Source organism: Phreatobacter aquiterrae, from assembly GCF_053471285.1.
This window is the reverse complement of record NZ_JBJPHW010000006.1, coordinates 245,183-265,938: the sequence shown is the minus strand read 5'-3', so window position 1 is coordinate 265,938 and position 20,756 is coordinate 245,183. Positions and strand designations below refer to the sequence as shown.

22 protein-coding genes are annotated in these 20,756 nt (G+C 67.3%); 11 read left to right on the top strand and 11 right to left on the bottom strand.

Annotated features, from left to right (window positions below; translation table 11 throughout):
- Together ACJ4V0_RS11865 and ACJ4V0_RS11860 are read left to right on the top strand one after the other, a co-directional pair.
- Nucleotides 1–230: transposase (locus ACJ4V0_RS11865; RefSeq protein WP_448299783.1), on the top strand; the 230-nt coding region annotated here is incomplete at its 5' end.
- Nucleotides 231–491: 261 nt separating this feature from the next.
- A complete protein-coding gene (locus ACJ4V0_RS11860; protein ID WP_448299782.1) occupies nucleotides 492–818 on the top strand; it encodes a hypothetical protein in 327 nt (108 codons plus the stop codon).
- Between the two features lie 37 nt (nucleotides 819–855).
- On the opposite strand, the gene tpiA is transcribed toward ACJ4V0_RS11860, so the two are convergent.
- Entirely contained in the window at nucleotides 856–1,608 is a 753-nt protein-coding gene (gene tpiA, locus ACJ4V0_RS11855) for a triose-phosphate isomerase (RefSeq protein ID WP_448299781.1), read from the bottom strand.
- A 165-nt stretch (nucleotides 1,609–1,773) separates the two neighbouring features.
- Between tpiA and ACJ4V0_RS11850 the strand changes: the two genes are divergently transcribed.
- From ACJ4V0_RS11850 to ACJ4V0_RS11820, 7 genes are all read left to right on the top strand, one after another.
- Nucleotides 1,774–3,660 (top strand): SurA N-terminal domain-containing protein, encoded by a 1,887-nt coding sequence (locus ACJ4V0_RS11850; protein ID WP_448299780.1) that lies wholly within the window; start codon nucleotides 1,774–1,776, stop codon nucleotides 3,658–3,660.
- A gap of 24 nt (nucleotides 3,661–3,684) precedes the next feature.
- The gene (gene trpE, locus ACJ4V0_RS11845; RefSeq protein ID WP_448299779.1) at nucleotides 3,685–5,202 is read left to right on the top strand and encodes an anthranilate synthase component I; all 1,518 of its coding nucleotides are present in this window, start codon (nucleotides 3,685–3,687) and stop codon (nucleotides 5,200–5,202) included.
- The gene (locus ACJ4V0_RS11840) at nucleotides 5,199–5,561 is read left to right on the top strand and encodes a hypothetical protein (protein WP_448299778.1); all 363 of its coding nucleotides are present in this window, start codon (nucleotides 5,199–5,201) and stop codon (nucleotides 5,559–5,561) included. The genes trpE and ACJ4V0_RS11840 overlap by 4 nt, the downstream gene beginning before the upstream one ends.
- A 9-nt stretch (nucleotides 5,562–5,570) precedes the next feature.
- The gene (locus tag ACJ4V0_RS11835) at nucleotides 5,571–6,185 is read left to right on the top strand and encodes an anthranilate synthase component II (RefSeq protein WP_448299777.1); all 615 of its coding nucleotides are present in this window, start codon (nucleotides 5,571–5,573) and stop codon (nucleotides 6,183–6,185) included.
- Nucleotides 6,185–7,201, top strand: a complete 1,017-nt coding sequence (gene trpD / locus ACJ4V0_RS11830) for an anthranilate phosphoribosyltransferase (protein ID WP_448299776.1) — start codon at nucleotides 6,185–6,187, stop codon at nucleotides 7,199–7,201. Before ACJ4V0_RS11835 ends, trpD begins: the two co-directional genes overlap by 1 nt.
- A 4-nt stretch (nucleotides 7,202–7,205) precedes the next feature.
- Nucleotides 7,206–7,994 carry an indole-3-glycerol phosphate synthase TrpC gene (gene trpC, locus ACJ4V0_RS11825; RefSeq protein WP_448299775.1) on the top strand — a complete coding sequence of 263 codons (789 nt, stop codon included), beginning with the start codon at nucleotides 7,206–7,208 and terminating at the stop codon, nucleotides 7,992–7,994.
- Between the two features lie 178 nt (nucleotides 7,995–8,172).
- Nucleotides 8,173–9,378, top strand: coding sequence for a vWA domain-containing protein (locus ACJ4V0_RS11820; protein WP_448299774.1), 1,206 nt, complete (start codon nucleotides 8,173–8,175; stop codon nucleotides 9,376–9,378).
- 79 nt (nucleotides 9,379–9,457) lie between these two features.
- Here the strand turns inward: ACJ4V0_RS11820 and ACJ4V0_RS11815 are convergent, their stop codons facing one another.
- The gene (locus tag ACJ4V0_RS11815) at nucleotides 9,458–9,796 is read right to left on the bottom strand and encodes a phasin family protein (RefSeq protein WP_448299773.1); all 339 of its coding nucleotides are present in this window, start codon (nucleotides 9,794–9,796) and stop codon (nucleotides 9,458–9,460) included.
- A 425-nt stretch (nucleotides 9,797–10,221) separates the two neighbouring features.
- On the opposite strand from ACJ4V0_RS11815, the gene ACJ4V0_RS11810 reads away from it, so the two are divergent.
- Nucleotides 10,222–11,787 carry a serine hydrolase gene (locus ACJ4V0_RS11810; protein ID WP_448299772.1) on the top strand — a complete coding sequence of 522 codons (1,566 nt, stop codon included), beginning with the start codon at nucleotides 10,222–10,224 and terminating at the stop codon, nucleotides 11,785–11,787.
- Between the two features lie 30 nt (nucleotides 11,788–11,817).
- On the opposite strand, the gene ACJ4V0_RS11805 is transcribed toward ACJ4V0_RS11810, so the two are convergent.
- Together ACJ4V0_RS11805 and ACJ4V0_RS11800 are read right to left on the bottom strand one after the other, a co-directional pair.
- Complete coding sequence (locus tag ACJ4V0_RS11805; protein ID WP_448299771.1) at nucleotides 11,818–12,537, bottom strand: J domain-containing protein; 720 nt, start codon at nucleotides 12,535–12,537, stop codon at nucleotides 11,818–11,820.
- A gap of 72 nt (nucleotides 12,538–12,609) precedes the next feature.
- Nucleotides 12,610–13,362: a vWA domain-containing protein gene (locus ACJ4V0_RS11800; protein WP_448299770.1), complete on the bottom strand. Its 753-nt coding sequence runs from the start codon at nucleotides 13,360–13,362 to the stop codon at nucleotides 12,610–12,612.
- Nucleotides 13,363–13,504: 142 nt separating this feature from the next.
- On the opposite strand from ACJ4V0_RS11800, the gene ACJ4V0_RS11795 reads away from it, so the two are divergent.
- Nucleotides 13,505–14,608: a Kelch repeat-containing protein gene (locus ACJ4V0_RS11795; protein WP_448299769.1), complete on the top strand. Its 1,104-nt coding sequence runs from the start codon at nucleotides 13,505–13,507 to the stop codon at nucleotides 14,606–14,608.
- A gap of 144 nt (nucleotides 14,609–14,752) precedes the next feature.
- Here ACJ4V0_RS11795 and sugE read toward each other — a convergent pair whose 3' ends face one another.
- The 7 genes from sugE to ACJ4V0_RS11760 form a co-directional block, all read right to left on the bottom strand.
- Nucleotides 14,753–15,073 carry a quaternary ammonium compound efflux SMR transporter SugE gene (gene sugE, locus ACJ4V0_RS11790; protein ID WP_448299768.1) on the bottom strand — a complete coding sequence of 107 codons (321 nt, stop codon included), beginning with the start codon at nucleotides 15,071–15,073 and terminating at the stop codon, nucleotides 14,753–14,755.
- A gap of 162 nt (nucleotides 15,074–15,235) precedes the next feature.
- Nucleotides 15,236–15,667 carry a GNAT family N-acetyltransferase gene (locus ACJ4V0_RS11785; RefSeq protein WP_448299767.1) on the bottom strand — a complete coding sequence of 144 codons (432 nt, stop codon included), beginning with the start codon at nucleotides 15,665–15,667 and terminating at the stop codon, nucleotides 15,236–15,238.
- Between the two features lie 3 nt (nucleotides 15,668–15,670).
- Complete coding sequence (gene proS, locus ACJ4V0_RS11780; protein WP_448299766.1) at nucleotides 15,671–16,996, bottom strand: proline--tRNA ligase; 1,326 nt, start codon at nucleotides 16,994–16,996, stop codon at nucleotides 15,671–15,673.
- Nucleotides 16,997–17,518: 522 nt separating this feature from the next.
- A complete protein-coding gene (locus ACJ4V0_RS11775) occupies nucleotides 17,519–17,791 on the bottom strand; it encodes a DUF1467 family protein (RefSeq protein WP_448299765.1) in 273 nt (90 codons plus the stop codon).
- The gene (gene mce, locus ACJ4V0_RS11770; protein ID WP_448299764.1) at nucleotides 17,788–18,192 is read right to left on the bottom strand and encodes a methylmalonyl-CoA epimerase; all 405 of its coding nucleotides are present in this window, start codon (nucleotides 18,190–18,192) and stop codon (nucleotides 17,788–17,790) included. The genes ACJ4V0_RS11775 and mce overlap by 4 nt, the downstream gene beginning before the upstream one ends.
- A gap of 99 nt (nucleotides 18,193–18,291) precedes the next feature.
- Nucleotides 18,292–19,977 (bottom strand): ribonuclease J, encoded by a 1,686-nt coding sequence (locus ACJ4V0_RS11765; RefSeq protein ID WP_448299763.1) that lies wholly within the window; start codon nucleotides 19,975–19,977, stop codon nucleotides 18,292–18,294.
- 1 nt (nucleotide 19,978) lies between these two features.
- The gene (locus ACJ4V0_RS11760) at nucleotides 19,979–20,752 is read right to left on the bottom strand and encodes a biotin--[acetyl-CoA-carboxylase] ligase (RefSeq protein ID WP_448299762.1); all 774 of its coding nucleotides are present in this window, start codon (nucleotides 20,750–20,752) and stop codon (nucleotides 19,979–19,981) included.
- Between the last annotated feature and the right edge of the window lie 4 nt (nucleotides 20,753–20,756).

The following is a 20,756-nucleotide window of genomic DNA, read 5'->3' as shown; positions in this document are numbered from 1 at the left end:
AATGGCCGAAGAACATCACGCCAATCCTCCTGCCGTCGCGCTCGCCGGAGCTGAATCCGGTCGAGCAGGTCTGGCAGTTCCTGCGCGCCAACTTCCTCTCCAACCGCGTGTTCGAGACCTACGACGATATCATCCAGGCGTCGTGCGAGGCCTGGAACAGGCTCGTCGCGCTGCCAGGGACCATCACGTCAATCGGCATGCGCGACTGGGCACACATCGGTCAGTCGTGAGGGCCGTTGGTATTATGCGGCTTCCACGCTGGACAATGTGCGGCACTGATAAATGATGAAGTGGCGGAGGCGCGACAAGGTGAACTCAGCGCCCGTTTTCCCAACGACGCGCTAGGCTCGAGCTTCAGAGTAATACTGTCAAAAGATCTCTTTATAGAGAAAGACTACGCCAAATTTGTCGAATGGCTCCCACCATTGTCGATCGATGATGTCTTTCAAATCCACGAGAGCATGATCTACATGTGGGACGAAACTTGTGGCATGACCAAACTCTCGAGATTGGAAAATGCAGAGTTCGCGATTATCCAGACCGTTTGGTGGCAAAGGTATCCAGTACGAGCTGAAGATCTATGGCCCATGCTTGAAGCTCATGGATTTCCGAAATCGCATCTGCTCAGATTCGTCGATCGTTTCAATTTTGGAATAGACCTATTGGTCCATGCGCAAGGTCGCCGGCCCAACTCTCGCCGGCGCATGGAACCGCTGAGCAAGGGGCGTTACCTAACGGCTGCGCAGGTCGCACTTCGAAGCCGCATTTTCGGCGGCAATTTCGGCAACGACCCGACACCTTTTAAGAAGGAAAACTGAACGCTAGCCGACGGCCGCGTTGGAAACGCTCCCCACCCTATCGATAGGCCTCGGCGATGGCGAGGAAATCCGCCGCCTTGAGGCTGGCGCCGCCGACGAGCGCCCCGTCGACGTTCGGCACGGTCATCAGCTCCCTGGCGTTGGCCGGCTTCACCGAGCCTCCATAGAGAATGCGGATGCCGGCGGCCTGCTTGCCGTGGCGCGACACGAGATTCTTGCGGATCAGCGCATGGACCTCGGCGACGTCGGCGGCGGTCGGCGTCAGCCCGGTGCCGATCGCCCAGACCGGCTCATATGCGACGACGATCGTGTCGGGCGTCGCTCCCTCGGGCACGGACCGCGCCACCTGCCGGCCGACGACGGCCAGTGCCTTGCCGGCCTCGCGCTCCTCACGCGTCTCGCCGACGCAGACGATGGCGACGAGCCCTGCCCTGTTTGCGGCCGTCGCCTTGGCGGCGACCTGCGCGTCGGTCTCCCTGAAATACTGGCGGCGTTCGGAATGGCCGACGATCACGGCGCTGGCGCCGGCATCCGCCAGCATCTCGGCCGAGACCTCGCCGGTGAAGGCGCCGGAGGCTTCCGTGTGGCAGTCCTGCCCGCCGATGGCGATGCGCGTGCCGATGGCCGCGGCCGCCGCGAGGAAGACCAGCGGCGCGGGCGGGCAGATCATCAGGTCGACCCTGGCCTTCAGGCCGGCGTCGAAGCCCTCGGCCATGGTGGCGAGTTCCTTCAGTGCCGAGCGGCTGCCGTTCATCTTCCAGTTGCCGGCGACGAGCGGGCGCATGCCCATGAGACCCTCCTTCACTGCGATCCGACCACGATGGCCGCTGCCTAGCAGAAGCCCCCGAGGCGTGCCACCCGGCATGCTTGCCCCCTTGGGGTCCCCTCACTATGCTCCGCCGACTTTTTCAGACCCCCAGCGGCCTCATCGCCGCTCGTTGGAGAATCCACCGGCATGCTGACCGGCCTTCGCTCCGCCTTCGAGAAGGGCTTCGCCCGCTTCGTCCTCATCGCCCTCATGGCGGTGCTGGTGCTGTCCTTCGCCGTCTGGGGCATCGGTGACATCTTCCGCGGCGGCACGGCCACGACGGTGGCGACCGTCGGCGACACCCAGATCAACGTCCAGACGTTCCAGACGGCCTATAACCGCGAGGTCCAGAATCTCGGCCGCATGGTCGGCCGCGGCCTGACCCCCGACCAGGCGCGCCAGTTCGGCGTCGATCAGCGCGTCCTCAACCAGCTTGTCACCGAGGCGACGCTGGACGAGCGCGGTCGTCAGCTCGGCCTCGGCATCGACGACGACACCATCCGCACCCGCATCGTCTCGACGCCCGCCTTCCGCGGCCCCACGGGCCAGTTCGACCGCGGCGCCTTCCAGGAGGTGCTGCGCCAGAACGGCTACAACGAGCAGGCCTATATCGATCTCGAGCGTCGCCTCGCCGTGCGCCAGCAGATCGCCGGCGCCGTCTCCGACAGGCTCGGAACGCCGCAGGTGCTCATCGACGCCATGACCCGGTTCCAGAACGAGACGCGTCAGGCCCAGTACGTGGTGATCGGCGCGGCCCAGGCCGGCGACGTCCCCGCGCCGGACGCCGGCACGCTTCAGGCCTATTTCGAGGCCAACAAGGTCGCGTTCCGCGGCCCCGAGTTCCGCAAGCTGGTGGTGCTGTCTCTTTCCCCTCAGGATCAGATCGGCTTCCAGCAGGTGCCGGACGCACAGCTCGACGAGGAGGTCGCCCGCCTGCGCGAGACCTCCGAGCGCCGCGCCATTCAGCAACTGACGTTCCCGACACCCGAGGAGGCCGAGGCGGCGGCAAAGCGCCTGAAGGAGGGCCTCTCTTTCGAGGACCTCGCCAAGGAGCGCAACGTCACCCCGGCGGATCTGGCGCTTGGCAACCTGTCGCGCGCCCAGATCGCCGATCCGGCGGTGCGCGACGCCGCCTTCGCCCTCGCCGAGGGCGCGGTGAGCGAACCGGTGCGCGGCCGCTTCGGCACGGTCCTCCTCAAGGTGACGGCGATCGAGCCGTTCAACGAGGGTCAGGCGCGCGAGCAGGCGCGCATGACCATCGCCACCACCATGGCCCGCAGCGCCGTCAACGACCTGCATGACCGGATCGAGAAGGAGCGCTCCTCCGGCCTGCCGCTGACCGACATCGCCGCCAAGGTCGGCGTCTCCGTCACCACGGTCGACGCCATCGACGTCCAGGGTCGCGACCCCTCGGAGGTGCAGCTCAACCTGCCCGGCGCGTCCGAATTCCTGCCCACCGCCTTCCGCGCCGAAGTCGGCCTCGAGAACGAGCCGGTCAACAACCGCCAGTCGGGTCTCTGGATCTGGTACGAGGTCGCCGCCATCACCCCGGCGCGCGACCGCACGCTCGACGAGGTCAGGCCCCAGGTCGAGGCCCGATGGCGCGAGGACGAGGTGAAGGTGCGCATCGGCAAGGCCGCCGACGTCATGGCGACCGCCCTGCGCGAGGGCCGGACGCTGGCGGAACTCGCCCAGCCGCTGAACCTCGAGGTGAAGACCACCCCGGCCCTGAAGCGCACCACCACCGACGGCGTCTGGGGTGCCAGCACCGTGCAGATGCTCTTCGCCACGGCGAAGGGCCAGGCGGCCAATGCGCCCGCGGCCGACGGCATCGACCGCGTCGTCTTCGTGACGACAGAGGTCGCCCTGCCGGCGGATGCGAGCCTCGACCAGCGCACCCGCGACCAGCTCTCGCAATCGATCGAGGACGATGTCCTCGCGCAATATATCGCCCGCCTCCAGCGCGACTTCGGCACCACCGTCAACCGCACCCTGCTCAACCGGGCGGTCGGCGGCTCCGCCGACGCCAGGTAGGTCGGGAGCGACCACGAGGACGTCATGCAGATCGAGCCGGCCTTCGAGGCCTTCCAGCCCCTCCACGCTGCGGGACAGCCGCAGGTGGTGTGGACGACGCTCGTCTCCGATCTCGAGACGCCGGTTTCCGCCTATCTGAAGATCGCCGGCGCCAAGACCAACGCTTTCCTGCTCGAATCCGTCGAGGGCGGCGCCATCAAGGGGCGCTATTCCGTGCTCGGCATGGAGCCGGACCTCATCTGGCGCTGCCGCGGATCGGTGGCCGAGATCAACCGTCGGCCCGGCGCCGACCGCAACGCCTTCACGCCGCTCCCCGACGCGCCGCTGACCGAGTTGCGCAAGCTGCTCGCCGACAGCCGCATCGATATCCCCGAGAAGCTGCCGCCTATGGCGGCCGGCGTCTTCGGCTATCTCGGCTACGACATGGTCCGGCAGATGGAGCACCTGCCGAACGTGCCGCCCGACCCGCTCGGCCTTGCCGACGCGCTGTTCATCCGCCCGACCGTCGTCCTCGTCTTCGACGCGGTAAAGGACCAGATCACCGTCGTGACGCCGGTGCGGCCGCAGTCCGGGCAGACCGCCAAGCAGGCCTATGAGCGCGCCGTCGACAGGCTGGTGGCGGTGGTCGACGCCCTCGACAGCCCGCTCGACAAGCAGACGCCCCTGCCCGATCACGCCGAGATCATGGCCGGCCTCGTCTCCAACACCTCGGAGGCGGGCTACTCCGCCATGGTCGACCGGGCCAAGGACTACATCGCCGCCGGAGACATCTTCCAGGTCGTGCTGTCGCAGCGCTTCTCGACGCCCTTCACCCTGCCGCCCTTCTCGCTCTACCGGGCGCTGCGGCGGGTGAACCCCTCGCCCTTCCTCTATTATCTCGCCTTCGACGGCTTCTCGGTGGCCGGGTCGTCTCCGGAAATCCTCGTCCGCGTGCGCGACGGTCGCGTCACCATCAAGCCGATCGCCGGCACCCGCCCGCGCGGCGCGACGCCGGCCGAGGACAAGCGCCTCGGCGAGGAGCTTCTCGCCGACCCGAAGGAGCGCTCCGAGCACCTCATGCTGCTGGATCTTGGCCGCAACGACGTCGGGCGCGTGGCAAAGATCGGCACGGTGGAAGTCACCGACAAGTTCTTCCTCGAGCACTATTCCCACGTCATGCATATCGTCTCCAACGTCGAGGGCGAGCTCGATCCGAAGCACGACCTGATCGACGCCCTCGCCGCGGGATTTCCGGCCGGCACGGTCTCCGGCGCGCCGAAGGTGCGCGCCATGCAGATCATCGACGAGCTGGAGAAGGAAAAGCGCGGCATCTATGCCGGCTGTGTCGGCTACTTCTCCGCCACCGGCGCCATGGACACCTGCATCGTGCTGCGCACGGCAGTGGTCAAGGACGGGCAGATGTATGTGCAGGCCGGCGCCGGCATCGTTGCCGACAGCGTCAACGCCATGGAACAGGCCGAGTGCGTCAACAAGGCGAGAGCCCTCGTTCACGCCGCCGACGAGGCGGTGAAGACGGCGGCCCGGGTCGGGAGGGGCCAGTGAACCACGCCCCACACAAGAAGCTCCCGCGCAAAAAGGCGCTAGGACGCCGAGGTTCTTGGTTCGCGACCGTCGATGACAAGGCACTTCCATGCATTCACCGGCACTGGCTCACAGGCCTGCGATATCGCGATCCCGGCTATTACGATTCAAAGCAGTGGCGTGAATTGCACGAAGCGGTCGCTAACGGTGGCGAAGCCATATTGACTAACGACAAGCCCCTGGGAAAAGACGGCCGGACCCAAGAGGGCCTCGCCATGAAGCGAACCGGATACATTGCGGTATGGAAGGTCGCGAATGTGACTGTATCTGGCGAGATATTTGAGCTCGATCTGGTGGAAAAGCTCTATGAGCTTGAGTGAGTTCCTACTTTGAAGATCACCCTCATCGACAACTACGACAGCTTCACCTGGAACCTCGTCCACTATATCGGCGGCCAGGAGATCGGCGGCGTTCGCCCCGAAGTCGAGGTCATCCGCAACGACAAGACCACGGCCGATGCCGTGATCGCCTCCGACCCCGACGCCATCGTGCTCTCGCCCGGCCCCTGCACGCCGAACGAAGCCGGCATCTGCCTCGACCTCATCGGCAAGGCGTCGGAGACGATCCCCATGTTCGGCGTCTGCCTCGGGCATCAGGCCATGGGCCAGGTCTTCGGCGGCCATGTGGTGCGCGCGCCGAAGCCGATGCACGGCAAGATGTCGACCATCCGCCACTCGGGCCGTAGCGTCTTCCGCGGCATCAACGGCGACTTCCAGGCGACCCGATATCATTCGCTCACCGTCGACCGCGCCACCTGGCCTGACGATCTCGAGATCACCGCGGAATCCGAGGACGGCGTGATCCAGGGCCTGATGCATCGCTCGCGCCCGGTCCACGGGGTGCAGTTCCATCCCGAGAGCATCGCCTCGGAGCACGGCCACCGCATGATCGCCACCTTCCTCGACCTCGCGGCCGAGTGGAACCGCAGCCAGGGACGCCGCTGATGGAACAGTTCAAGACCCTGATCGCCAAGGCGGCGACCGGTACCCCCCTGACCCGCGAGGAGGCCGCCGCGGCCTTCGACCAGATCATGTCGGGCAATGCCACGCCCTCGCAGATCGGCGGCTTCCTGATGGCGCTGCGCGTGCGCGGCGAGACCGTTGACGAGATCACCGCCGCTGTCGCCACCATGCGCGAAAAGATGGTGCGGGTGGAAGCGCCAGCCGATGCGGTCGACGTGGTCGGCACGGGTGGCGACGCCTCCCATTCCCTCAACATCTCGACCTGCGCCGCCTTCATCGTCGCCGGGGCCGGCGTGCCGGTCGCCAAGCACGGCAACCGCGCCCTCTCCTCCCGCTCCGGCGCCGCCGACTGCCTGATGGCGCTCGGCGTGAAGATCGACCTCGGCCCCGAGGGGATTTCTCGCTGCATCCGCGAGGCCGGCATCGGCTTCATGTTCGCCCCGGCCCATCACCCCGCGATGAAGCATGTCGGCCCGACGCGCGTCGAACTCGGCACCCGAACCATCTTCAACCTGCTCGGACCACTCTCAAATCCGGCCGGCGTCAAGCGGCAGATGGTCGGCGTTTTTTCCGGGCACTGGGTTTCGCCGCTCGCCGAGGTGCTGCGCAATCTTGGCTCCACCCATGCCTGGGTCGTCCACGGCTCCGATGGGCTCGACGAGGTGACCGGCACCGGCCCCAGCGCCGTCGCCGAACTGAAGGGTGGCCGCGTCTCGACCTTCCAGGTCAGCCCCTCCGACGTCGGCCTCGGCCTTTGCCAGCCCGGCGATCTCAAGGGCGGCGATGCCGCCCACAACGCCGCGCAGTTGCGAGCCGTCCTCACCGGCGCCCGCAACGCCTATCGCGATGTCGCCGCCCTCAATGCCGCAGCCGCCCTCGTCGTCTCCGGCAAGGCCGCGACGCTGCCCGACGGCTTCGCCATGGCTGAGGCCTCGCTCGACACCGGCGCTGCGGCGAAGACGCTCGACCGCCTCGTTGCCATCTCCGGCGCGGCCTGATCCCATGGCGGATATCCTGAAGGCGATCGAGGCCTACAAGCGGGAGGAGATCGCCGCGGCGAAGCGCGAGCGACCCTTCTCCGTGGTTGATGCCGCCGCGCGGTCAGCACCGCCCGTCAGGCCCTTTGCCGGCGCGATAGACGCAAGGCTTGCCGCCGGCGGCACCGCCCTCATTGCCGAGATCAAGAAGGCGAGCCCGTCCAAGGGGCTGATCCGTCCCGATTTCGATCCGCCGGCGCTTGCCCGCGCCTATGAGGCGGGCGGCGCCACCTGCCTCTCGGTGCTGACCGACGCTCCCTCCTTCCAGGGCGCACCGGAATTCCTCACCGCCGCCCGCGCCGCCTGCGCGCTGCCGGCACTGCGCAAGGACTTCATGCACGACACCTACCAGGTGGCTGAGGCCCGCGTCTGGGGGGCCGACTGCATCCTCGTGATCATGGCCTCGGTCGACGATGCGCTGGCGCGCGACCTTGTCGCCGCCGCGGCGGACTATGGCATGGACGCGCTCATCGAGGTTCATGACGACGCCGAACTCGACCGGGCGCTCGCCCTTCCCTCGCGGCTCATCGGCATCAATAACCGCAATCTCAGGACCTTCGAGGTGACGCTGGAGACCTCCCAGCGGCTCGCTCCGCGCATTCCTGCCGACCGCATTGTGGTCGGCGAAAGCGGGATTTTTGTCCCATCAGATGTCTTACGGCTGCGACAGGTCGGCATCCGGACGCTGCTCGTCGGAGAAAGTTTGATGCGTCAACCTGACGTTACGTCAGCGACGCGGGCTCTCCTGACCTAACGCGACTTTGGGGAAGGTGAGCTTCCGTTGCGCCGTCAGCGAAATCGGCGATTTGTTGGTAAATGATCGGTCAATTCTTTCCTTAAGACACTAAAACAATTGAATCACGTGCGATTCCAAATGCTTATCGGCTGACCTCTATTCTCGATCCCGGTCGCAGTTCTGGGGGTCGCCACTCATGTGGAACAAAATCCTTTCATTCGGCAGGGACAGGCGCGGAGCCATCGCCGTTCTCTTCGCCGTCGCCATCTATCCCGTCATGATGATGATCGTCGCGGCGATCGATCTCAGCCGCATGAGCCAGCAGCAGGCGCGCCTCCAGGCCGCCCTCGACGCCGCCGCCCTGTTCGTCGCCCGCCTCGTGGCCGATGGCAAGTCACCGGCCGACCTCAGTGCCGCCGCACGCGCCATCGTTCTCGGCAACATCAATCCGTCGGACCTGCTGAACGTCACGGTCTCCGCGACGGTCGACAACAGCAACGTCCGCGTCACCGGCAGCGGCAACCTCAATTCCATGGTTCCCGGGCTGCTCGTCAACACCGACCTGTCGATCCGCGGCACCGCCGGCGCCGCCTGGCGCACCAAGAAGATCGATCTGGTCCTCGTCCTCGACAACACGGGCTCGATGTCGAGCTCCGGCAAGATGACCGCGCTGAGGACGGCCGCCAAGAACCTCATCGACACCATGGCGCTGGTGTCCAACAAGCCCGACGCCATCCGCATCGGCATCGTGCCCTTCGACGTGCAGGTCCGGATCGGCACGACCTACAAGAACCAGAGCTGGCTCACCTATGCGGGCACCAGCATCACGGCGAATTCCTGGACGGGCTGCGTGGCCGACCGGGACCAGAGCCATGACGTCGCCAACACCACGCCGACGACCGCGGTTGCCGCGACCCTCTTCCCGGCGCGCAACTGCACCAACTCCAATCTGACGTCGATCATGCCGCTGTCGACCGACTGGACGGCCCTCAAGGCCAAGGTCGATGCCATGTCGCCTGCCGGCAATACCAACGTGACCATCGGCCTCGTGTGGGGCATGCACATGCTCAACGCCAACGCGCCGCTCACCACCGCGCGAACCCTCGCGACCGAGCCCGACCTCGAGCGGATCATCATCCTGCTCACCGATGGCAACAACACGCAGAACCGCTGGACGACCAACGGCACCTCCATCGATGCGCGGACGGACCTTGCCTGCACCAACACCAAGACGAACGGCATCCGCCTCTACACGATCCGCGTCATCGATGGCGACGCCGCGCTGCTGCGCCGCTGCGCCAGCGAGACGTCGATGTACTACGACGTCCGTTCCGCCTCGGAACTCGTACCGGTGTTCCAGCGCATTGCCGCCGAGATCGGCCAGTTGCGCCTCACGCAGTAGTCGGGACCCGCCTCACGCACGAAAAAGGCCCGGTGCGCTGCACCGGGCCTTTGAACGTCTGGACAGGACCCTGAAGGTCTTACTTCGCCGGGGCGAACTTGCCGAAGGCGGCCTCGTAGGGCTTGAACGCCTCCTTGAAGAGGTCGGTGTAGAGCTCGCCGATCTTCGTGGCACGGGCGACGGCAGCCTCGTAGGCGGCCTTCGCATAGTCGGACTGGACCTCGATCACCTTGTCGAGGCTCTTCACGGCGGCGATCTTCTCGATCGTCGCGGAACCTTCCTCGAAGGACTTCTTCGAATAGTCGACCATCTCGGCGGCGATCGCCTGATAGCCCTTGGTCAGAACCGTCATGGCCTTGACGGCGCTGTCGAGATTGTCCTTGCCGAGCTTCTGCACGTCTTCGAAATTCTGGGCCATGGCCGCTCTCCTCGCGATGGGTCTTCCAACCGGCATTTCCTGGCGCGGGCCTTTCAGCCACTCACGCAGACGCAAATTACCGGAAATGCTGCACTGCGTCAATTAACCTTTCGCACTGCAGCATCCGTCGCTCGGGGGATGCCGACGCGGTTCGCCTCACCCCGAATCGCCCGACGAATCGGTGCTTAACTTCCTGGCAACCGCAAACGCTTACCGTGCTTGTCAACGGTTCCCATGACTTCGGGGACCGCAGTGCCGAGTACGGCTGCGTATCGCCGAGTGTGGTGTCGCGTCGCCGGCGGTCCTTCGGGACCGTCGGTTGCGAGATCCGGTCGATGCAGTCCTGCCCGGTGCGCCAGGGACGGGATTGCGGACCGGTCGCCAGAAGGCTCCCGGACGCTCGTGGTGAGTTCAGGGGTGGCGTAATGGCGAGGATCGACGACGCCGGCTGCGTGGCGTGGAGCCGCACGGCCCTCAGGCTCGCGGCGGTCGCAACGGCTGCGGTGATCGGCATCGCCGCAATGGGTGAGGCCGAGGCCCGCCCCCGCCGCTACGGCGGCTATGCGCCCGCCTATTCCGCCATCGTCATCGACGCCAAGACCGGCCAGACCCTCCATGCCGAGGCGGCCGACGCCCATCGCTTTCCCGCCTCCGTCACCAAGGTGATGACGCTCTATCTGCTGTTCGAGCAGATCGAAGCCGGCCGCTTCTCCCTGCAGTCGCCGCTGCGCGTCTCGACGGAAGCCGCCAGCCAGCCGCCCTCGAAGATCGGCGTGCGCCCCGGCTCCACCATCACCGTCGAGGAGGCGATCCGCGCCCTCGTCACCAAGTCGGCCAACGACGTCGCCGTCGTTATCGCCGAGAACATCTCCGGGTCGGAAGAGGCCTTCGGCCAGCTCATGACCCGCAAGGCCCGCGCCATCGGCATGAGCCGCACGACGTTCCGCAACGCCTCGGGCCTGCCCGACGCCGAACAGATCACCACGGCGCGCGACCTCGCCACCCTCGGACGCGCCATCCAGGATCACTATCCCACCTATTTCCGCTACTTCCAGACCTATTCCTTCGCCTATCGCGGCGTGAACTTCCGCAACCACAACCGCCTTCTCGGCCGCGTCGAGGGCGTCGACGGCATCAAGACGGGCTATATCCGCGCCTCCGGCTTCAACCTGCTGACCTCCGCCCGCCGCGGCCAGCGCCAGATCGTCGCCGTGGTGATGGGTGGCCGCACCGGCGGCGCCCGCGACGCCCGCATGCGGCAGCTGGTCGATGCCAACTTCCCGCGCGCCTATGCCGGCGCCCGCACCGCCCCGATGATCGCCCGCGCCGCCGAACCCGCGCGGCCGCAGACCCGTATCGCGGTTGCCGCCCAGGTGCCCGTGCCGGGCCGCCGCCAGCCGGTCGCAGCCCCCATGCCGATCACTCCGATGGCCGCCGCCGTCATCACCGCCGGCCAGACCCGCGGCGGCGCTTCCACCGGCGCTTCGGCCGCAGCCCCCGTCACCGCCAACGCCCAGCCGCACCGGCAGGTGATCCAGGCCGAGGTGGCGCCGCCTCCGGCTGCCGCGGCGATGCTCTCATCCGCCGCCTCGCGTCCGGCTATCGCACCCGGCAACCCCAATCCGCGCCCAGGCGTGCTGGGCACGATCAACGCCTCGCAGCTGACCACCGCCTCGGTCGCCCCGCGGCCCGTGCAGATGGCCTCTCCCGGCAGCGCTCCCGTCGCCGAGGCCGCTCCGCGCCGGCGCGGCGAATGGTCGATCCAGATCGGCGCCTTCCCTACCGAGGGCGCGGCGCAGGACACGCTCAAGGAAGCGCGCGAGGCCTCCGGCCGCCAGCTCGGCGCCGCCGATCCCTACACGGAGAAGGTCGAGGCCCGCGGCATGACGCTGGTGCGCGCCCGTTTCGCCGGTTTCGACAGGCCGGGCGCGGACGCCGCCTGCCGTGCCCTCAAGGCCCAGGACTTCGACTGCATCCCGGTCCGCAACTGACGGACCGGCCTCATCCGGATGACACGTGTTTCAGGAGTTCCGGCGATGACGATCCAGGAGGGTGTCCTTGGCCTGGTTGACACGCGAGGCGAGCCACGTCGAGCCGCCCTGGTCGGGGTGCAGCTTCTTCATCAGCGCGCGATGCGCGCCGCGGATGGCCTCCTCGTCCGCCCCGGGCTGAAGGCCAAGGATCTGGTAGGCCTCCTCCTCGGTCATGGCGCTCGAAGCCGCCGGGCCGCCCTGCCCCGCACCCGCATAGCCATTTCCGTGTTCACGCCAGCCGGGCTCCCGGCGGTCAAGATAAGCCTCGAGTAGCTGCGCGCTTTCCGCGTCGATCTCGGCGAAGGCCTGGATCAGCCGCGGCACCGGGATCTGCTCCAGCGCCTGGCCGGCGAGCGAGCCGGCAAGGATCCGGCCGGTCATGTGCCCGGTATCGATATCGAGCACCATCTCGACGAAGCGCGACCTGACCGTCGACGACTGGCTGGGCGTCTTCTGTCCCGCCTGCCCCCATCCCGACAGCATGGCCTGCCCCGGCACGAGGCCGAGCAGCGTCGCGCCGGCCAGAAAGGCGGGCAAGGCCATCTCCCAGCGCCCGCGCGCCAGAAGGAACAGCCCGAAGGCGATTGCGGCGACGCCGCCCACCTTCTTCATCTGGTTCGACAGCCATTTGGGATTGGCGCCCAGGATCTGGTTGAGGGCGCCCGAAAAGACAATGAGCGCGATCAGGCCCGCGATGAAATAGGTCATGGGTCGCGTCTATAGCGTTTTCGAGCGAGTTGGGCACCGGTTCGCGTGAAGAAAACGCGGGAGCATGGCACCCTAACCCATCTGCCCGAGCAGGAGTTGCGCGCCGCGCGAGCCTTTCGCCGCATCCGCCAGCGCCAGCCGGCCACCGGAGGCAAAGGCCGCGACCGCCTTGAGGAGTTCCGCCAATTGCGAGGCTGCGCCGGGGTCGAACCGGGCGAAGGCGCCCCGCGTGATCCTTGCGATCTCGCGATAGGCATGCTCGGCCACCGGATCGCCGCCCTCCAGAAAGGTGAAGACCGGCACCTTGGCCATGGCGAGGCGGCCCGCCTTGCCGCAGAGGTCGTCGAGACTCTCCTCCATGGCATCGCCCACATAGACGACGGCGTGGATGCGGCGCGCGCCCGCCTCCTCCGCAGCATGCGACAGGATGCGGCCGATCTGCGTCTGGCCGCCGATGCAGGAGACCTTGCGCATGAGATCCTTCAGGCGCGCGGCATCGGCCACCCAGCCCGAAGAACGGCATTCGCCCATGCCACGGAAGAAGACGAGCTGGATGTCCAGCGTGCCGACCTTCGCGGCCTCCGTGAACATCTGGCCGGTGATCTCCTGGGCCATGCCCCAGGTCGGCTCGCGGCTTGCGGTCGCATCCAGGGCGAAGACGAGGCGCCCGCGCTCGCCGGGCACCTTCGGCGGGCCGACTGCGGCCGCCGTCTTCAGGAAGGCGGAGATATCGGCCGCGCCGGACACGGACACTCCGCCGGTGCCGCGTCCTGCCGGAGTGGTGGCCCCGCCGGTGCCGGGGGCGATGGGATTCTTCTGCGTCATGGGCTGAATTTGGCGCAGGCGGCGTCGAATGCAAGTCGTCATCGATGGCGGACGCCGTCAGCGGTCTAGGCCACCACCGGCGTTGCCCTGCGCCGCCGGCGCGCTAGCTTCCACGCCATCGTCCTCAGACACGGTGATCGCGATGACCCATCCCTCCCGACGCCTGATGCTCTCCGGCGGCCTTGCCACCCTGTCAGGCGCTGCCCTCGCCCAGACGCAGCATTCCCAGCACGGCCCGCATCATCCCCACCGCGACGGCCAGTTCGAGCGGCTCAACGCCCCCGGCCGCGTCGATATCCCCGACATCCATCACAGCCAGGTCTATTCGGCGAGCCCGGTCCCCATGGCCGCCCATCCCGGCCGCTGGACGCCGCGGGCGCCCCTCCCCATCCCGCGCACCGAAATGGCCTGGGCGGTCGGCCGCGAGGGGCGCATGCACCTCGTCGGCGGCTATGCCGAGCAGCGGGTCGACCGCCCCTATCACCATGTCTACGATCCCGCCGCGAACAGCTGGATCGCCGCCGCCGAGGTGCCGCGCGGTGCCAACCATGTCGGCGTCGCTGTCTCCGGCACGAAGCTCTATGCCATCGGCGGCTTCATCGAGCAGAACCGCACGCCCCATGCCGAGTGCTTCGTCTGGGGCGCCGACGGCGACCGGTGGACAGCGATCCGCCCCCTCCCTGAGGCCTGCGGCGCCATCGCCTGCGTCAATATGGGCGAGCGCATCCATGCCATCGGCGGCGCCGTCGGCACCACCTTCGCCAATCGCAAGTCGATCGACTGGCACCTGGTCTATGACCCGAAGGACGACCGCTGGACGAAGCTCGCCCCCATGCCGCTCGGCCGCGACCATACCGGCATCGTCGCCCTGAACGGCCTCATCCATCTCATCGGCGGGCGCGTCGACAGTTTCCACACCAACTCCGTCCTCCATCACGTCTATGATCCGAAGGAGGACAAGTGGACGGCGCGCAACCACATGCCCACCGCCCGCTCCGGCCACGGCGCCGTGCTCTATCGCGGCAAGATCTTCTGCATGGGCGGCGAGGGCTGGAACCGCGTCTATGGCCAGAACGAGGCCTATGACCCGGTCGCCGACAAATGGGAGGCCTACGCCCCCATGCTCACCCCGCGCCACGGCATGGGGGCGGTCGCCATCGGCGATGCCATCTACGTCGCAGGCGGCGGTCCGCAGATGGGCGGCGGCGTGAAGAGCGCCATCCACGAGGCGTTCACGCTCGCCTGACGATTGCGATTGACGATCAATGGCTTGGCGCGGCTTGCCGACTCTGTTCCGCAGGCCGCCCAGCCGCGGGCACCCGCTGAATCAACATGTGACGCAGCGGAATCACTCCCTCAGCATTCCCTGCCAAGTGATTCGTCCGACTCATCATTCCGGCGAAACGACCTTCAGCCCGAGAATGCCGGCAACGATCAGTCCGATGCAGGCGAGCCTGAGCGCATTGACGCTCTCGCCGAGCAGCACAATGCCGAGCGCCACCGTGCCTACGGTCCCGATGCCGGTCCAGATCGCATAGGCGGTGCCGACCGGAAGCGTCTTCAGCGCGAGGCCGAGAAGGCCGATGCTGACGATCATGCTGGCGATGGTGAGGACGGTCGGCAGGGGTCGCGTGAAGCCGTCGGTGTATTTCAGTCCGATGGCCCAGCCGATCTCGAACAGGCCGGCGACGAACAGGGTGATCCAGGCCATGGCGGCCCTCCGTCAGGACAGGGTCGTCCCCACCCGCGGGATTGTCGGGAAGCGCGGGGTCGTCCCCGCTCCTCGGTCAGATGGGACATCGGCCGGCCGGTGCAAGCCATGGCGGCCCTGCCCGGCTTGTGACCGGACGCCTGCCACCGTCCTCATGCCGGCTCAGAGATCGTAGAGATAGAAGGCCACGGCGGCCTCCTCCTTCGGTCCGAGCCGCCGGTACAGCCCCCGCGCGGCGCGGTTGCCGGTCTCGGTCGCGACCCACGCCTCGGCGCAGCCCTGCTCTCGCCCGATCTCCATCACCGCCTCGACCAGCCGCCGGCCGATCCCATGGCGGTGAAGCGCGGGCGTCACGCCGAGATTGTCGATGTAGAGTTCCGTCGCCATATCGGGATGCCGGTGGATCACCGCCCCGACCTGCCCCACCACCGCACCGTCCCTGATGGCGAGCACCATCAGGTGACCGGGAGCGGCGAGATAGGCCGCGAGCCGGGCAGGCACGAAAGGGCCGTCGAAGACATCCGGGGCGACGCGCGCGAACAGGCCGGAATCGGCGGGGCCGACAGGCCTGATCTCCACCCCGCCGGTCGCCACGCCTCAGGCCCCCGTGACCCGCGCCACCACATCGGCCGGGCTCAGCAGTTCGCGATCGCCCGTGGCGCGCAGCTTCAGTTCCACCTTGCCCTCGGCGAGGCCGCGCGGACCGATCATCACCTGGTAGGGGATGCCGATCAGGTCGGCGGTGGCGAACTTGGCGCCCGGCCGGTCGTCGCGGTCGTCGTAGAGCACATCGACGCCCTTGGCGGAGAGCGTGCGGTAGAGTTCCTCGCAGGCGGCGTCGCAGGCGCTGTCGCCCTGCTTCAGGTTCATGACGGACACCGTGAACGGCGCGACCGCCGCCGGCCACTTGATGCCGGCCTCGTCGTGGCAGGCCTCGATGATGGCGGCGACCACGCGGGTCGGGCCAATGCCGTAGGAGCCCATGTGGACGGGCACCGGCTTGCCGTCGGGCCCCTGCACCGTCGCTCCCATGGGGTCGGAGTACTTGGTGCCGAAATAGAAGATGTGGCCGACCTCGATGCCGCGGGCCGAAACGCGCGAGGCCTCGGGGATCGCGTCATAGGCGGCTGCGTCATGCATCTCGTCGGTGGCGGCATAGAGCGAGGTCCACTTCGCCACCGTCGCCTTAATGCCATCGACATCGTCGAAATTGGTGTCGGCCGGCGGCACGGCGAAGTCGAGATAGTCCCTGTGGCAATAGACCTGGCTCTCGCCGGTCTCGGCGAGGATGATGAACTCGTGGCTGAGGTCGCCGCCGATCGGGCCGGTGTCGGCGCGCATCGGGATCGACTTCAGGCCGAGCCGCTCGAAGGTGCGCAGATAGGCGACGAACATCTTGTTGTAGGCGTGGACCGCACCCTCCTTGTCGAGGTCGAAGGAATAGGCGTCCTTCATCAGGAACTCGCGCGACCGCATGGTGCCGAAGCGGGGCCTCACCTCGTCGCGAAACTTCCACTGCAGGTGGTAGAGGTTGAGCGGCAGGTCCTTGTAGCTCTTCACATAGGCCCGGAAGATCTCGGTGATCATCTCCTCGTTGGTCGGCCCGAACAGCATCTCGCGGTCGTGCCGGTCGCGGATCCGCAGCATCTCCTTGCCATAGGCGTCGTAGCGCCCGCTCTCGCGCCACAGATCGGCCGACTGGATGGTCGGCATCAGGAGCTCGATAGCGCCGGAGCGGTTCTGCTCCTCGCGCACGATCTGCTGCACCTTGTTCAGCACCCTCAGGCCGAGCGGCAGCCAGGCATAGATGCCGGCGCTCTCCTGCCGCACCATGCCGGCGCGCAGCATCAGGCGGTGGGAGACGATCTCGGCTTCCTTGGGCGTCTCGCGCAGGATGGGCAGAAAATAGCGGGAGAGACGCATCGAAGACCTCGGAACGGCGGTGGCATGAGGGCGCGACGCCTTCGGCAGCGCGGGAGGCGGAATTGACCCGTTTTTGACGGCGGAAGCAAGTCGGCGGCCCGAAAATCCAGGGTCCCGGCGACGCGATGCCTGGAACGCCGTCGGCTCGGCTGCGTGCCGGGAGATGACGGACCGCCAGAAAAAGGAAAGGCGGGATCAGGGATCCCGCCTCCTCTAGGCCATGCGTTCGAAGTTCAGCGTCGCGGAGATCGCGCCAGCCGTCTTCTGTTTTGTATCCCGTGACGAGGGCTCTCCCGAACCTCCGCCCCAGGGGGTCTTCCTCCCAAGACCTGAGCCATGAAACCTTTCCACCTTCGCGAGCGGACGGTTTCTTTCTTGCAGCAAGGAGACGCTAGACGACAGAAAATGTTTTGTCACCAACTTGGGCATGGGGTGGCGAAAAAAAGTGCAAAAACACCCTTCCGGAAGAATACTGACCCGATCTTGCGCTGCATTGCAGCATACAGGTCCGGCCGCTTGGGGTCAGTGGATGACGGCCCGGGGCAGGAAGGGGACGTCGTCGAGGGTGATGATCCCGAGTGTATAGTTCGCATAATAGAGGCCGAACAGGATGGCGGCGACGATGGTCGTCCAGATCACGTTCCGCAGCATGGCGGTCCGGTGCGGCGCCCCGGGCTCGCTGCCGGGGATGACGGCCCCAGCCTCGACCTGCGAACGCACGCCGAAGGGCAGGATGGCGAACAGGGTCAGCCACCAGATGATGAAATAGATGGCGACGGCGGCCGCAATGCTCATGCCTGTTCCAGTTCCACCAGCGTTCCGTTGAAGTCCTTCGGGTGCAGGAACAGCACCGGCTTGTCGTGCGCGCCGATCTTCGGCTCGCCATCCCCCAGGATACGCGCGCCGCAGGCTTTCAGATGATCGCGCGCGGCGATGATGTCGTCGACCTCGTAGCAGACGTGGTGGATGCCGCCGTCCGGGTTCTTGTCGAGGAATTTCGCGATCGGGCTGTCGGCGCCGAGCGGCTGCAGGAATTCGATCTTGGTGTTGGGCAGTTCGACGAAGACGACGGTGACGCCATGGGCCGGCTGGTCGACCGGCGGCGTGACCTTCGCTCCCAGCGTGTCGCGGTAGAGCGCGCTCGCCTTCTCGATGTCGCGGACGGCGATGGCGACGTGGTTGAGGCGTCCGATCATGAAAGGCTCCGCTCGGCAGTCGGCGATGGGCAATCGGCAGTCGGAACCCTGGACGCCGCGGTCATACCGACTGCCGACCGCCCCGTTCCTCATGCCGTCTTATACCGTCAGCACCAGCACGTGGCACATCGGCTTTTTGCCCCACTTGCCGTTGAGAGTGCCGCGGATGGCGCGGGTGACGCTTTCGGCCACCGCATCCGGATCGCGGCGGCGGGCCTTGGGCAGACCTTCGACGCAATCGATGACCGTTTCCTCGACGAGTTCGGCGAGATCCTCGCCCGTCGCGTCCTGTTCGGGCACGCCGGCCATGTCCATCTGGATGTCGCCGACGATCTGTCCGCGGTCGTCCAGCGCGATGGCGACCGAGACGATGCCGGCAAACGACAGGCGCCGGCGCTCGGGAACGACCCGCGCCGCCTCCTCGATCAGCAGCGATCCGTCCTTGAAGAGCCGCTGCGCCGGCACGGTGTCGACAACGTCCGGCTCGCCGGGCGCGAGCCGCACCATGTCGCCGTCATTGGCGAGGATGACATCCTTGACGCCCATGCGCTTCGCCAGCGCGGCGTGTTCGGCCATGTGATAGGCCTCGCCGTGGACCGGGATGGCGATCTTCGGCCTGACCCAGGAATACATCTGCTCCATCTCGCCGCGGCGCGGATGGCCGGAGACATGCACCAGCCCGTCGCGGTCGGTGATGATCTTCACGCCCTGCTTGATCAGGTTGTTGATGATCGCGCCGACGGCCTTCTCGTTGCCGGGGATGGTGCGCGAGGAGAAGACGACCGTGTCGCCAGGGGTCAGCGTCACCTCCGGATGATCGTCGTTGGCGATGCGGGCCAGCGCCGCGCGCGGCTCACCCTGGCTGCCGGTGAGCACCGCCACCATCTTGTCGCGCGGGATGTAGCCATAGGATTCGGCGCCGACGAAGGGCGGAATGCCCTCCAGCATGCCCTGCTCGCGGGCGATGCCGATGACGCGCTCCATGGCGCGGCCGACCAGCACCACCTGCCTGTCGCAGCGCATGGCGGCTTCCGCCACCGAGCGGATGCGTCCGGCGTTGGAGGCGAAGGTGGTCACCGCAACCCTGCCCTTCGCGGCGCGGATGATCTTCTCGAGCTCCGAGGCCACCTCCCGCTCGGAGGGCGAGATGCCCTCGCGGATGGCATTGGTGGAATCGCCGATCATGGCGAGCACGCCCTCGTCGCCGAGCGCCCGGAAGCGGGCCTCGTCGGTGACGTCGCCGAGCACCGGTGTCGGATCGATCTTCCAGTCGCCCGTATGAATGACGAGCCCCAGCGGCGTGCGGATGGCGAGCGAGGTCGCCTCGGGGATCGAATGGGCGACGGCGATCATCTCGAAGGAGAACGGCCCGAGGTCGATCTGCTGGCCTGGCCGGATGATGTGGATCGGCATCTTCGGCGCGCCGGCCTCCGACAGGCGCTTGGCCTCGAGCATGGCGGCCGCGAAGGGCGTCAGATAGACCGGGCAGCCGAGGCGCGGCCAGAGGTCCGCAACCGCGCCGATATGGTCCTCGTGCGCGTGGGTGATGATGAGCGCGCGCAGCCGCTTCTTCTCCCCGGCGATGAAGCGCGGGTCCGGCATGATCAGGTCGATGCCCGGCAGGTCGAGGCCTGCGAAGGCGACGCCGCAATCGACGGCGATCCAGTCTTTCTTCGCCGGCGAGCCGAAGCCGTAGAGCGAGAAGTTCATGCCGATCTCGCCGACTCCGCCGAGCGGGCAGAAGACCAGTTCCTCGGCGGGACCGTGGGGGACGCGCTTCGGCATGTCAGTGCACCGTCGCCGGCAGGGTCGGCACGACCTCGCCGACCGTCACCGCCTCGCGCCCGTCCGGCGTGTCGAGGAGCAGCCGCCCCTGCGGGTCCAGCCCCACGAAAATCCCCTCGATCCGCCGGTCGTCGGTCCTCACCACCAGATGGCCTCCCAGATTGTGCGCACGGGCGATCCACCCGGCGCGGATCGCGTTGAAACCGTCACCCCGCCGCCATATGGCGAGCGCGGTGACCATGGAGCGGCTGAGCGCGGCGAAGACGGCGTCGCGCGTCACGTCGATGCCGGCGGCCTGCAGGGATATCGTCGGGTAGGGCATGCCCTCGGGATGGCGCGTGATGTTGACGCCGATGCCGATGGCGACCTGCGTGGCCGAGCCGCGCGTCGTCGCCTCGATCAGGGTGCCCGATACCTTGGCGCCGTCGAGCAGCGCATCGTTCGGCCACTTCACCTTGAAGCGCGCCTCCAGATCCGGCGCGAGGGTCAGCAGCGCATCGTCCAGCGCCAGCGCGGTGACGAAGCACAGTTCGGCAATACGCGGCGCCGGAGCGGGATCGGTCAGGAGCAGCGTCGCGAAGAGATTGCCCTCGAAGCCCGCCCAGTCGCGCCCGCGCCGCCCCCTGCCCGCCACCTGCCGGTCGGCGACGACCCAGGTCGGCCTGACCTCGCCGGCCGCCCCGCGCGCCAACGCCTCGGCGTTGGTCGAACCGACTTCGGTCAGATGGAGGAGGTGATAGCCAGCCGCCGCGGCGGTGTCGGAAAGGGTCAGCACGGAA